This window comes from Luteimonas aquatica, from assembly GCF_022662575.1.
Taxonomy (GTDB): domain Bacteria; phylum Pseudomonadota; class Gammaproteobacteria; order Xanthomonadales; family Xanthomonadaceae; genus Luteimonas; species Luteimonas aquatica.
In genome coordinates this window covers 1015418-1028245 of record NZ_JALBFU010000001.1, presented here as the reverse complement: position 1 = coordinate 1028245, position 12828 = coordinate 1015418, and the positions used below count along the sequence as shown (strand labels likewise).

The window sequence follows — 12828 nt, the reverse complement described above, 5'->3', positions numbered from 1 at the left end:
GCTGCCCCCGTCCCGGGACGGCCACTGCGCCATCAATCGGCCGAACGGTGGAATCGCATGTAACTCATTGATCCGGGGACGCGCCGGGCATCCGGGCGCGGAAGGGGGATTTTCACGCTTGCATCGCCCCGGCCCGGGCCCCATAACACGGCCATGGCGGCCGGCCCCGGCCGCCCGTTGTCCCATCCGGAGCCCCCATGACACACCCCACCGAACACGAAACGCTCGAACTGCCGGTGCTGCCGCTGCGCGACGTGGTCGTGTTCCCGCATATGGTGATCCCGCTGTTCGTCGGCCGCGACAAGTCGATCCATGCCCTGGACCAGGCCATGGAGTCGGACAAGCGCATCCTGCTGGTCGCGCAGAAGTCCGCCGAGGTCGACGACCCGGGCGCCGACGACCTGTATGCGATCGGCACCCTGGCCCAGGTGCTGCAACTGCTGAAGCTGCCCGACGGCACCATCAAGGTGCTGGTGGAAGGCGTGGCGCGCGCGCGCGTGGACAAGGTCGTCTCGCGCAACGGTTCGCTTACCGGCAGCGGCGTGGTCATCGATTCCACCGACACGCGCGACGCGCGCGAGGTGGAGGCGGTGGCGCGCTCGCTGATGTCGCTGTTCGAGCAGTACGTGAAGACCAACCGCAAGCTGCCGCCGGAACTGCTGCAGACCCTGTCCGGGATCGACGAGCCGGGCCGCCTGGCCGACACCATCGCCGCGCACCTGGGCGTGCGCCTGGCCGACAAGCAGCGCCTGCTGGAGACCATCGAGACCGCCGACCGCCTCGAACTGCTGGTCGGCTTCGTCGACGGCGAGATCGACGTGCAGCAGATGGAAAAGCGCATCCGCGGCCGCGTCAAGTCGCAGATGGAGAAGTCGCAGCGCGAGTACTACCTCAACGAGCAGATGAAGGCGATCCAGAAGGAACTGGGCGAGATGGACGACGCGCCCAACGACCTGGACGAGATCGCGCGCAAGATCGCCGAGAGCGGCATGCCCAAGGCGGTGGAGACCAAGGCCAAGGCCGAGTTCAACAAGCTCAAGCAGATGTCGCCGATGTCGGCCGAGGCCGCGGTGGTGCGCAACTACCTGGACTGGGTGCTCGGCGTGCCGTGGAAGAAGCGCACCAAGATCCGCAAGGACCTCAAGGCCGCGCAGGACGTGCTCGACGCCGACCACTACGGCCTGGAGAAGGTCAAGGAACGCATCCTCGAGTACCTCGCGGTGCAGACGCGCGTGAAGAACATGAAGGGCGCGATCCTGTGCCTGGTCGGCCCGCCCGGCGTGGGCAAGACCTCGCTCGGCCAGTCGATCGCCAAGGCCACCAACCGCAAGTTCGTGCGCATGTCGCTGGGCGGCGTGCGCGACGAGGCCGAGATCCGCGGCCACCGCCGCACCTACGTCGGTTCGATGCCGGGCCGCATCGTGCAGAACCTCAACAAGGTCGGCAGCAAGAATCCGCTGTTCGTGCTCGACGAGATCGACAAGATGTCGATGGACTTCCGCGGCGATCCGTCCTCGGCCCTGCTCGAGGTGCTCGATCCCGAGCAGAACAACGCCTTCAACGACCATTACCTCGAGGTCGACCTCGACCTGTCGGAAGTGATGTTCGTGGCCACCTCGAACTCGCTCAACATCCCCGGCCCGCTGCTCGACCGCATGGAGGTGATCCGCATCCCCGGCTACACCGAGGACGAGAAGATCAACATCGCCATGCGCTACCTGGTGCCCAAGCAGATGAAGGCCAACGGCCTGAAGGCCGAGGAGCTGAAGATCGCCGACAGCGCGATCCAGGACATCGTGCGCTACTACACGCGCGAATCGGGCGTGCGCAATCTCGAGCGCGAGATCGCCAAGATCTGCCGCAAGGTGGTCAAGGAGATCGCGCTGGCCGGTCCGCAGGCTACCGGCGCCAAGGCCAGGAAGGCCAAGGGCGTGGCGGTCACCTCGAAGAACCTGGAGAAGTACCTGGGCGTGCAGCGCTACGACTTCGGCCGCGCCGAGCAGGAAAATGAAGTCGGCCTGGTCACCGGCCTGGCCTGGACCGAGGTCGGCGGCGACCTGCTGCAGATCGAGTCGACCCTGGTGCCGGGCAAAGGCCAGCTGATCCTCACCGGCCAGCTCGGCGACGTGATGAAGGAATCCGCCTCGGCGGCGCTGTCGGTGGTGCGCGCGCGCACCGAGCGGCTGGGCATCGAGCTGGACTTCCTGCAGAAGCTCGACGTGCACGTGCACGTGCCCGACGGCGCCACGCCCAAGGACGGCCCCAGCGCCGGCATCGCGATGGCGACTTCGCTGGTCTCGGTGCTGACCAAGGTGCCGGTGCGGGCCGACGTGGCGATGACCGGCGAGATCACCCTGCGCGGCAAGGTCACCGCGATCGGCGGCCTGAAGGAGAAGCTGCTGGCGGCGATGCGCGGCGGCATCCGCACCGTGATCATTCCCGACGAGAACCGCAAGGACCTGGCCGACATTCCCAAGACCGTCACCCAGGCGATGAAGATCGTGCCGGTGAAATGGATCGACGAGGTGCTCGACCTCGCCCTGGAGCGGCCGCTCACGCCCGCCGCCGTCGCGGAAGGCGTGAAGCAGGTGAAGAAGGAGGACGTCGGCAAAATCCGCCGCGTCTCGCGCAAGCCATCCGCATCCACGGATGTCAAGCATTGACATTTCACCCTCGATGCAAAACGCCTGAAATCCTTGGATTTCAGGCGTTTTTTTGTTGATTGCCCGTGGGGCCGCTGGTATAACGGCGCCATCGCGAAACGTGCGATCCGTCGCACGTCACTCGCATCGCCGACAGGAACAGCCCGCGCCAGTCGCACAGGGGAATCCGGTCACTACTGCCCGCAGGACGATCGTCCTGCCTACTTTCCGTCAATGGAGTTCATCCTCAATGAATAAGAACGATCTCGTCGCCCACGTCGCCGACAATGCAGGCCTGTCCAAGGCCGACGCGGGCAAGGCGGTCGACGCCGTCCTCGACGGCATCACCAGCGCGCTCAAGGCCGGCGGCACCGTCGCCCTGACCGGTTTCGGCACCTTCGACGTGCGCAGCCGCGCCGCGCGCACCGGCCGCAACCCGCAGACCGGAGAGACGATCCAGATCGCCGCCGCCAAGAACCCCGGCTTCAAGGCTGGCAAGGCGCTCAAGGATGCCGTAAACTAATCGGCCCGCTAGCGTCGGCCTTCGGGCGGCGCGGGCCGGCAGTCCCAGGGGCTGTTCGGATCGGGTGCTTAGCTCAGCGGTAGAGCGTCTCCTTTACACGGAGAGGGTCGGGGGTTCGAAACCCTCAGCACCCACCAGTAATGCAGGTCCCTCTACGAGAGCCCGTTTGGTTTGTTGTACAATTTCTGAAACGCGGAGTGGTAGTTCAGTCGGTTAGAATGCTGGCCTGTCACGCCGGAGGTCGCGGGTTCGAGTCCCGTCCACTCCGCCACTAGTCAAGAAGCGCCTGCAAATCAATGGTTTGCGGGCGTTTCGTTTTTTCAGCGCTTGGACACTCGCTTGGACACTTCCATGCGAGTTGCGCACTACCTCGTTCGCGAACCCTCAGGTTTGTTTTACTTCCGCCTGCGCGTGCCCCTGGACCTGCGGCCCCAGGTCGGACGCGCCATCGTCAAGCGCGCCACGAGGGCGCGCTGTCCGCGCCAGGCGCTCGCCATCGCGACCAGTTGGGCCGCCGGCTATGCTGCGGCTTTCGAGGCGCTGCGGGGGCGGCACGGGATGGCGGACAAGAAGCTGGCGGACGAGCTGCTGGAGGGCATCCGCCAGCAGGGCGCAATCAAATACAAGGTGAACCTGGCTACCGGCGAGTTGGAAGCCGACGGCCCCGAGGATCATGCCCGTGCTTTAGAGGCCATCGAAGCTATCGGACGGGTCCCGTCCGCCATACGCGCGGAGATGGCCGCACGGCCGCCGGCCTGCAAACCACTGGACATGGACGAAGCCATCCGCATGTGGGCGCTGACCCTGCCCATGGACAGCCCCGGCAAGCGCAAGGGCAGCAAGTCCAAGCGGAGCAAGGTCGAGGCGTTCGCTGCTTGGAAGCGCGCTCGCAGCGGCGGCCCGTTCCTTGTGAGCGACGCCACGCGCACTGATTTCGCCGAATATTTCATCGCCTGTAAGGCCAGCACCACCAAGCGCGGAAAGCAACCCGCCCCGCGCTACATCGAAAACCAGTTCTTGGTGCTGGCGTTGTTCTTCGATTGGGCGATGGCATCGAACTATTTCCCGAAAGACGACAATCCGGCACGCGGCCATGCGCAGGTGCCCAAGAAGGAGCGCAGGCGTCGCGCCAAGTCCCATGGCTGGCAGGCGTTCAGCGCAGCGCAGGTCGGGAAGATTTTCAACCCGGAGGCCTACGCCCGCCTGCGCACCGAGGCGGCCCGATGGTTGCCGCTCTTGGCTTTGTATACCGGCGCACGCGCCAACGAGCTGGCGCACCTGGAAATTGAGGACTGCTACAACTATCTCGGTAACGTGGCGGTGCCGGTGTTCGATTTCAATTTTTTGGGCGACCACAAGAGCCTGAAGACGGATGCCAGCGAGCGCATTACACCGGTCCATCCTGATTTGATCGCGCTGGGCTTGTGGGAGCGTGTAGAGCGGCTATGCGAGGCGGGAGAAACAAAACTGTTCCCGGAACTGGAATTCCTGGCCGAGAATGGGCCGGGCAACTCCGCACAGAGCGCGTTTAGCCGCTACCTGCAACGGCTGAAGATCAAGGCGCGCGGTCATGGCAAGGTGGGTATGCATAGTTTCCGGGATACTGCCATCACCACGATGAAGCTGGGCGGCGTGCGGGAGGAGTATCGCCGAGAGTATTGCGGCCACGAGCAAGGCGAGACTGACGATCACCATGATGCCTATGGTGTGGATTTGCGGCCGCCATCGCTCGCCAAGTTGTGCCACCCGGCGCTGTCGTTCGGCCTGGACTTGCCGGCACTGCGGAAACTGCTGGTTTAATCTTCCGACGACGCGGGCCACGGCTGGGGCGACTTCAGTAATGCCGCCGCGAGAAGATCGGCGGCAAGGATGCCGGCACGGCGTCCTTCGGCCTTAGCCTGTCGGCGCAGCTCGCGTGCTGCTGGCTTCGCCAGAAACAAATCGAGGCGTTCGCACTCTTCCAGCTTGCGAGCACGGTAGCGCGCCTGTTTCGTCGCTGTGGTCATGATCCATCGAATAGCAGAACTCCGGAGACGCGCAAGGGCGCAGGTCTCCGGAGACCAAAAGGGAGCGGGCTTGCGCGTCGCCGGTTTTCTGCCAAGGTGAATGTAGAAGGGTGTTGCTCTCAAATATTGTTGGTCAGGAACTGACCAACAATATGCCCTCTGACCAGATTGGATATTTCCCCGCTGGCCGGGGAAGTAGCCAAGGCGGGAAGAGGGTCGTCTGTCCCCGGAGCGAAGCGTAGGGGCGAGCGGGAGCGAGAAGACGACGGCCGAAGCGCAAGCGTAGGCCGCGCGAGTGTTGCGGGAGCAACGCGAGCATGAGCGATGGCGAGAGCCAGCGCGAATAGAACGGTGAACAGGCGAGCGGATGAAGACAAGGCAGACCATCGACGAAGCAGCGACCGACAGCCTCCGGCTGCCGGTCTGGCTGCGTCGTCACCATGCCGACGCCATCAACGCTGCCGCCGACCAAGTGATCGCCGAGGCCAAGCGCACGGGCGATGATCCGGGCATCATGGCAGACCGGCGCGTCAAGGCGATCTTGGCGGAGGCAGGTCAGCGTAATCCCAGCGCGCCCACCATCGCCCGATATCGTCGCGCCTATGCCGATATGCTGGCCGAAGGCAAGACGCCCGCCGACAAGGCCACCACCTTCCAGCATTTCAATTTCCTGCGATCGGCCTGGCGCTACTGCGAAGCCGAGGCCATCCGCGGACTGCGGCGGCAATCGGAAGCCGCCCGCAAGGCCAAGGACTACGCCCGTATGGCCGACCTGACCGGCCGAGCGCTCCAACGGGCCACAGTCTTCGATGTTCTGTTTCTTCAACCGGATCGCCCGACATGGGGCGCCAAGGCGGCGGCGCTACGCGCCGCAGGATTGGAGAGAAAGGCCGGGAAAAGCAAACGCGCCGCCAGCCGCACTGCCCCCACGCCCGATCAATTGTTGTTCCTGCTGTCGCAGCAACGCCGCCGTGCGGCGCGGGTTGAGGTCGCCTCTTTATTGTTCGCTTGCTTCGGGGTGCGGCCACAAGAGTTGAAGAACGGTGTGCGGTTGACCGCGCGCGGCGATGCGCTGGGCCTAGAGGTCAAGGGGGCCAAGGTGGATGGAGTGCGAGGGCAGCCCCGGCGGATGCTGGTGATTTCGGCGGAGCGGTTTGGACTGTCCGCCCTTGCGATCGGTCTACTGCACGAAGAGGCGAAAGCCGGCCGCACTCGTATCCAGTTGACCGATGCGGATCTGTTGGCGGTGCGGCGTGCCCTGCGCGAAGCTCAGCCAGGGCTGTCGCCCTATGCGTATCGTCACGCCCGCGCCAGCGACGCCAAGGCCAAGATGGATCGGGCCACGGCGGCGATGTGGCTTGGCCATCGCACGGACCGGGCGCAGTCCTATTACGGCGATCGGAACAGCAGTTCCGGTGCGGTCCGGCTTGAAGCGGCAAAGGGGACTGCCCCTGTCCGCATGGTCAAGACCTTGCCGAACCAGAGCAAGCGATCCAGCATCCCAGTAACGGTCGCTTTGTCGGCGATGGCAGCGGCCCAGCGCAAGGCCAAGCCGCCGCGGCCATGGGATTACAAACCACCGACCATTCCCAAAGCCCCCAAGTCCCCGCAGGGTTAATCTCGGAGCACAAGCCCGTAGAGCACGAAGAGGCCAATCCAGACCGCGATAGGGCCAAGGATCGAGGCCCCGATGAGCTTCCAGCCCTTGCCGGCATAGCCGGGCCAGGTCATCGCTCCGATCCCCTTACCGACCCCGATGGCTGCCGCAAGCACTGTGATCGGGAACAGGAAGCGGATCACGGCAAAGGCACTGCCTATTCCTGCCGCGATCCAGCCACCGCGCAGTTTCTTTTGAAGCTGCTGCTCTTCGTCCCAAGTCATGCCCATCGGATCCCCCTCAGCTAGGAATTTGTTGTTCAATGTGATAAATACTTCGTTCAACGAAGTATCGTATTGGGAACGCTGAAGGCATCCTGAAGGGGAAAATCTTCCCTTCCCGCATGCCCAAGCTTCGCACCGCCGCGATACTTCCTATTCGTCTGAAAGAGGCGAGGAAGGCGCTTGGCCTGTCGCAATACAGCTTGGGGGTGAAGATGGGCCTGCCGGAGGAAGTGTCCTCGGCGCGTATCAACCGCTACGAGAAGGGCCGGCACCTGCCCGATATCGAAACGGCCGAGCGCATGGCGCACGAACTCGGAGTGCCGCTGGCCTACCTGCTCACGGCAGATGAGCGGCTCGCGGCCGCAATACTCGGCTTCTCCAGGCTGTCCTCAGAGGCGCAGGACAAGATACTTTCGGCCATTGAAAAGGCTAACAAGCGGTAGCCTGGTATTCCAATTGCTGCCAGCATTGAACGGGCGTATCGTTGTTCAGGGGGAGAGCTAAGGATATGTGGGGACGGCGAACCATCGACGGACTGCTGACGGCATGGACCTTCGCGCTCTTACTCAGCGCGACTGGGGCTGCTTGGGCCGCGCCACCCCAATCCGACCCGCTTGCGCCAGTGCGAGCAATCCTGGCAAAGCCGGAAGCCGAACTTGATCTCGCCCAGGCCAAGCTGACGGTTGACCGTATGATCGATCCCAAGATCGACATGACGGCCACACTCGGGCAACTAGACACGTTGACGGCCCGCATCAAGGCCCGCTTCCCCGCTGGCGCAAACGATGCGGTCAAGATGGAACTGCTGTTGGCCTCCATATACCAGCCGGGGTCTTGGAACGATTATCGTCCTTTCAGCTACGACCTGGACGATCCCTTCGGTAAGAACATTCGCAACAAGCTCATTGCCACCTATCTGCGAACCCGCAAGGGCAATTGCGTCTCGATGCCCATGCTCGTGGTCATCTTGGGCCAAAAATTAGGGTTGAACATCACTCTGGCAACCGCCCCTACGCATGTGCTGGCCAAGTTCCACAACCCGTTCGACAACAAGTGGGTCAATGTGGAAGCGACCAGTGGCGGCTTCAAGCTCGACAGCAGCTATCAACGGGAATATGGCATCACGCCATTGGCAATGAAGAACGGCATCTACCTGCGTCCACTCAGTAGGCGGGATGCGGTTGGGGTGATGGCTGGCACGCTCTTGGAATTCTATGGACAGCAGGGCCAGCAGAACCGTCGCATAGCAGTTGCCGATCTTCTGCTCCAAGCCAATCCGAAAGATACCTTTGCGATGCTCCAGAAGGGCAACGCCTATTTCCGGATGCTGGAGCAGCGTTACATCACCAAGTATCGATCCCCGGCGGCGATCCCCGCCGCCCAGCGGCAAGACTACGAAACTCTACGGCACAACAACGATCTTTGGTTCAGCAAGGCCGAAGCGTTGGGTTGGGCGATGCCCTCTCAAGCTTAGGATGCAAAATACTTACAAACCGTTCGACGCACCAAGGCACAACAAGGGGGCTAACCGATGAGCGAATTCAAGCCTATGGCAAATGGGCTGTTAGCCCTGTCACTTCTCGCGCTCAGCGGCACAGCCATTGCGCGATATGTTCAATCAGATCCGATTGGCCTCGCCGGAGGAACGAATACCTACGCCTATGTGAACAACAATCCGGTGAGCTTCACGGATAGGCTTGGCTTGGCATGCGATCAGCGAGGCTGCTGGGTTACGCCCGCTGAACAGGGTTACGCGAACACTGGGAACTATAGCTTGTATTACCAAGCGGCCTGTAGCGGCGGAGATAAATATGCATGTCGCGCCGGAGAGGTTGCTGCTAATCAAGGGTTCATGTCTGGGGTAACGAACACAAGATTGGCAAATTCATTGCTGGAAAATACAAGCGAGAAGTCATGCCCCGCAGCATACGACGATATGTATAAAAAAATGGATGCTATTCGTGTTGCACTCGCGCGGGCTCACGCCGCAGCATTGAACAATGCCGGCGCTACGCCGCTAAATCCAGTTATGCTCGATCGTGTAAGAGATATCGGGCAATTCCATCGGGATGTGTTTACGCGATATGGCGCAGATCCAAATGTTTTTGGAGGCGCGACATGGGATAAGTATATGGGGTGGTCCGGGGATGCAATCTATAACTGGTGCCCATTTCCAAGCTGCCCACGCCCCTGAGGTGGCTCTGCAATGACATACCCCAAGTCTCACAAACGCCCACTTTGGCTAGGTGCGCTAGTTGGGCCACTTATAGCCCCTTTTGTGGCTGCTCCATTGGCATCACTCCTCAAGCCGCCCATTTATGTTTCTTTCACAGATGCTTTAATCATGTTCCCCTTAGTCGCTATTGTCGCACTCATCTACGCATACATAGGCGTAGTAATTGTTGGCCTGCCCGTGGCGCTCTTACTTCGCAGGCTCGGGCGACTATCTATCGCTACGCTATGTGCTATCTCAGTTCCACTAGGCGCCGGCCTTTGGCTGCTCTTTCGTATGACTGCTACTGATCCCATACAGCTACATGACGCTCCGACAGAGGCTGTTGTAGGTGGCGGAGTCGCACTCGCGGTGGCCATTTTGTTCTCTATGGTTAGTGGCATAGGAGCCCATTCGGGCCGCATCACGCGCGCTGCATCACCTTAAAAACAACGCCCCCGCATGCGGGGGCGTTTGACAGATCCGGCGGCGGCCTTACTGTCTTTGAAGCGGCAGCGCGTTGTATCTAGCAACGGCTGCGAGTGGTAGATCACGGCTACACACCCAGGCATCGGCCCCAAGCAACAATCTAGCGCCGATCCTGAAGCCCGCAACTCCCTCGCAACCGATCTAGGACACCGGCGGCCGCACGGTGGTCCGATTAGCTCGCGCCCGGTGACAATCCGGGGCTGACCGCAGGGAAGCGGAAGGCGGCTTTAAACGGCGGGAGAGAATGCCCGCAACCGGCAGCATGGCTTTGTGCGTCGCGGAGGCTTCCAGGCATGGGGTATGTGCTGGCCTGGGATCGTGTGCCCCGTCTCGTTCGGCTATGGCGTGCGAAGGGCAAGAGAGGAAAGCGCCAGGCGACGGTCTGGCCACGGGGCAAAGCCCACGGGAGAGACGCCGGCACAAGCCGGTGGCGAGACCCTGGCCCTGGCGCGATTGCTCGCGTGAACTCGCCTAGCGGTGTAGAGCAAGGCATCACCGTGCCGACGATGGTCCTCCGCCCTGCGGGGTAGACCGACCCGGCAAAGGTCGTCCAGGCCGCTTTATCAGCGGCCAGGGCGAGACTTTGCCTCGGTCGGTCGGCGGTTAAGAGCAGAGACCGAGGCAAAGGCCAGAGCTGTTGCCTTGTGGAAGCCGTTACTGCCATGCAACTGGCGGGGTGGGAAGGGGCGTAGCCCCTTCGGGTTGCTCAATTCCCAAGCAATCCATAGGGGTCTCCAACAGGAAAACGAGAGCGGCGCGCGCGAAACGGGCGGGCGGGGTAGACTTGGACACTCAGTTGGGCACTTTTTGCGGGTGCCCAGGCGTGAAAGGCTAGGAGCGGCGCGGGATCTGGACACTGGCAGTTGTGTCCCGTCCACTCCGCCAGAGTTCCCGGAAGCCCCGCAGAAATGCGGGGCTTTCGCTTTTTCGGGTCGCCGGCGCCGGCCGCCGTCCGGGAATCCTTCGCCGCAGGCGGGCCCGCGCCCGGCCGGCCCGGACGGGGTTTTTCGGCTGAATATAGGTAAACTGCGCGGTCCGCCCTGATGCCCGCGCGCTCCGATGCTGCAGAAACTCCGCGACAAGACCTCCGGCTGGATCGCCACCGTGATCCTCGGCCTGCTGACCGTGCCGTTCGCCTTCTTCGGCATGGAGCAGTACCTGTTCCAGCGCAACGTGACCTACGCGGCCAAGATCGAGGCGCCGCCGACTTGGTGGCCGTCCGCGCCGTCGTGGTGGCCGGTGCGCGCCCTGCTGTGGCACAGCGAGGAGGTCGACGTCGACGACTTCCGCAACGCCTTCGAGCAGGCGCGCCAGCAGCAGCGCCAGGCGATGGGCGAGCAGTTCGACCCGCGCGAGTTCGAGAGCGTCGACAACAAGCGCAAGACCCTCGATCGCCTGATCGACGAGAAGGTGCTGTCGATCGCGGCCGGCCGCGCCGGCGTGGCCATCGGCGACGCGCAGGTGCGCGATGCGATCCAGGCGATCCCGGCCTTCCAGGTCGACGGCAAGTTCGACGCGCAGCGCTACCAGCTGGCGCTGACCGCGCAGCAGCCGCCGCTGACGCCGCGCGCCTTCGAGCAGCGCATGCGCGACTCGCTGCAGCAGTCGCTGCTGCCCACGCAGCTGGCGCAGTCGGCGTTCGTCACCGGCACCGAAACCGAGCGGCTGCTGAAGCTGCTCGGCCAGAAGCGCGACGTGGCGTTCACCGTGGTGCCGCTGCCGGCCGAGGACACCGCGCCGGTGTCCGACGCCGAGGCGCAGAAGTGGTACCAGGCGCACCAGGCCGAGTTCCGCGCGCAGGAGACGGTGACCATCGAATACGTCGACGTCGACGGCGGCAAGCTCGCGGTGAACGCGACGCCGAGCGACGACGACCTGCGCAAGCGCTACGACGCCGAGCAGGCGCGCTTCGTGGAACCCGAACAGCGCCTGGCCTCGCACATCCTGGTGCAGGTGGCGGCTGACGCCGACGCCAAGGCGCAGAAGGCGGCGGAGGACAAGGTGAAGAAGCTCGACGCCCAGGCGCGGCAGCCGGGCGCCGATTTCGCGGCGCTGGCGCGCGCCAATTCCGACGACGCCGGTTCCAAGCCCAACGGCGGCGACCTGGGCTGGGTGGAGAAGGGCACCATGGTGGCGCCGTTCGAGGCCGCGCTGTTCGCGATGAAGGCGGGCGAGATCAGCCAGCCGGTGAAGAGCGAGTTCGGTTGGCACATCATCCAGCTGCGCGAGGTAAAGACCGGCAAGCAGACGCCCTTCGAGGAGGCGCGCCCGCAGCTGGAGAAGGAGTTCGCCGAGAGCGAGCGCGAGCGCAGCTTCAACGAGTTCACCGCCAAGTTCTACGACCAGGTGCTGAAGAACCCCACGGCACTGGCCCCGGCCGCGGCCGCGGTCAACCTGCCGGTGCAGAAGCTGGGCCCGTTCGGGCGCGGCCAGGCGACCGGCGTCGCCGCCAATCCGGCGGTGCTGCGCGCGGCGTTCTCCGAGACGCTGATCCAGGACGGCACGGTCAGCGATCCGATCGAGATCGCGCCCAACCACAACGTCTTCCTGCGCGTGGTGCAGCATGCGCCCGAGCGCGCGCAGACGCTGGCGCAGGTGAAGGACAAGGTGGTCGCCGCGATCCGCGCCGACCGCAGGCGCAAGGCGGCCGAGGCGCAGGCCGAGGCGATGATCGCCAAGGTGAATGCCGGCCAGACGCTGGCGGCCGTGGCCGCCGAGCAAAAGCTGGCCGCGCAGGACGTTCCCGGCGTGCCGCGCGGGGCGCCGGTCCCGGATGCGGACGCGACCCGCGCCTACTTCGAGGCGCCGGTGCCGGCGGCGGGCAAGGTTTCGCCGGGCAAGGTGGCGCTGCCGGACGGCAGCATCGTGGTCTTCGCCGTCAGCAAGGTCACGCCGGGCGATCCGAAGGAGGCCAGCGAGCCGCAGCGCATGGCGATGTCGCAGCAGTTCGCGCAGCTGGTCGGCGGCGAGGACGCCAACACGCTGGTGGAGGCGCTGCGCAAGCGCATGCAGGTCACGGTCGCCGAGGAGCGGCTCTGAGCCGGGCGGCCTCGGGCCGGACGAACGCGACAGCGG

At 63.9% G+C, this 12828-nt stretch carries 9 protein-coding genes, 2 tRNA genes and 1 pseudogene; 10 read left to right on the top strand and 2 right to left on the bottom strand.

Annotation, left to right across the window (positions count from 1 at the left end; genetic code table 11):
• Positions 1-197: 197 nt before the first annotated feature.
• The 5 genes from lon to MD221_RS04770 all read left to right on the top strand — a co-directional run bounded on the left by lon (position 198) and on the right by MD221_RS04770 (position 4965).
• Entirely contained in the window at positions 198-2663 is a 2466-nt protein-coding gene (lon, locus tag MD221_RS04790; RefSeq protein ID WP_242108191.1) for an endopeptidase La, read from the top strand.
• Between the two features lie 229 nt (positions 2664-2892).
• Entirely contained in the window at positions 2893-3165 is a 273-nt protein-coding gene (locus MD221_RS04785) for an HU family DNA-binding protein (RefSeq protein WP_242108189.1), read from the top strand.
• 62 nt (positions 3166-3227) lie between these two features.
• Positions 3228-3302, top strand: a tRNA-Val gene (locus tag MD221_RS04780).
• 57 nt (positions 3303-3359) lie between these two features.
• Positions 3360-3436: transfer RNA gene (locus tag MD221_RS04775), tRNA-Asp, on the top strand.
• Between the two features lie 80 nt (positions 3437-3516).
• Positions 3517-4965, top strand: coding sequence for a site-specific integrase (locus tag MD221_RS04770; protein WP_242108188.1), 1449 nt, complete (start codon positions 3517-3519; stop codon positions 4963-4965).
• Here MD221_RS04770 and MD221_RS04765 read toward each other — a convergent pair.
• Positions 4962-5171 carry a hypothetical protein gene (locus MD221_RS04765; protein ID WP_242108187.1) on the bottom strand — a complete coding sequence of 70 codons (210 nt, stop codon included), beginning with the start codon at positions 5169-5171 and terminating at the stop codon, positions 4962-4964. The two genes, MD221_RS04770 and MD221_RS04765, sit on opposite strands and share 4 nt — an antisense overlap.
• Positions 5172-5538: 367 nt before the next feature.
• On the opposite strand from MD221_RS04765, the gene MD221_RS04760 reads away from it, so the two are divergent.
• The gene (locus tag MD221_RS04760) at positions 5539-6789 is read left to right on the top strand and encodes a hypothetical protein (protein ID WP_242108186.1); all 1251 of its coding nucleotides are present in this window, start codon (positions 5539-5541) and stop codon (positions 6787-6789) included.
• Here MD221_RS04760 and MD221_RS04755 read toward each other — a convergent pair.
• Complete coding sequence (locus tag MD221_RS04755; protein ID WP_242108185.1) at positions 6786-7112, bottom strand: hypothetical protein; 327 nt, start codon at positions 7110-7112, stop codon at positions 6786-6788. The genes MD221_RS04760 and MD221_RS04755 overlap by 4 nt on opposite strands.
• Positions 7113-7171: 59 nt before the next feature.
• Here MD221_RS04755 and MD221_RS04750 point away from each other — a divergent pair, with 59 nt between their 5' ends.
• From MD221_RS04750 to MD221_RS04735, 4 genes and pseudogenes are all read left to right on the top strand, one after another.
• A complete protein-coding gene (locus MD221_RS04750) occupies positions 7172-7495 on the top strand; it encodes a helix-turn-helix domain-containing protein (RefSeq protein ID WP_242108184.1) in 324 nt (107 codons plus the stop codon).
• Between the two features lie 65 nt (positions 7496-7560).
• Positions 7561-8526, top strand: coding sequence for a transglutaminase family protein (locus MD221_RS04745; protein ID WP_242108183.1), 966 nt, complete (start codon positions 7561-7563; stop codon positions 8524-8526).
• A 123-nt stretch (positions 8527-8649) separates the two neighbouring features.
• Positions 8650-8757 (top strand): annotated as a pseudogene (locus MD221_RS17625) (RHS repeat-associated core domain-containing protein); the annotation flags it as partial.
• A gap of 2055 nt (positions 8758-10812) precedes the next feature.
• Positions 10813-12792, top strand: a complete 1980-nt coding sequence (locus MD221_RS04735; protein WP_242108180.1) for a peptidyl-prolyl cis-trans isomerase — start codon at positions 10813-10815, stop codon at positions 12790-12792.
• Positions 12793-12828: the final 36 nt, after the last annotated feature.

What these genes read in the sequence shown, in the direction of transcription:
- MD221_RS04735 (WP_242108180.1), top strand. Translation starts at nt 10,813, where the DNA reads ATGCTGCAGAAACTCCGCGACAAGACCTCCGGCTGGATCGCCACCGTG.
- MD221_RS04745 (WP_242108183.1), top strand. Translation starts at nt 7,561, where the DNA reads ATGTGGGGACGGCGAACCATCGACGGACTGCTGACGGCATGGACCTTC.
- MD221_RS04750 (WP_242108184.1), top strand. Translation starts at nt 7,172, where the DNA reads ATGCCCAAGCTTCGCACCGCCGCGATACTTCCTATTCGTCTGAAAGAG.
- MD221_RS04785 (WP_242108189.1), top strand. Translation starts at nt 2,893, where the DNA reads ATGAATAAGAACGATCTCGTCGCCCACGTCGCCGACAATGCAGGCCTG.
- MD221_RS04760 (WP_242108186.1), top strand. Translation starts at nt 5,539, where the DNA reads ATGAAGACAAGGCAGACCATCGACGAAGCAGCGACCGACAGCCTCCGG.
- MD221_RS04770 (WP_242108188.1), top strand. Translation starts at nt 3,517, where the DNA reads ATGCGAGTTGCGCACTACCTCGTTCGCGAACCCTCAGGTTTGTTTTAC.
- lon (WP_242108191.1), top strand. Translation starts at nt 198, where the DNA reads ATGACACACCCCACCGAACACGAAACGCTCGAACTGCCGGTGCTGCCG.
- MD221_RS04765 (WP_242108187.1), bottom strand. Translation starts at nt 5,171, where the DNA reads ATGACCACAGCGACGAAACAGGCGCGCTACCGTGCTCGCAAGCTGGAA.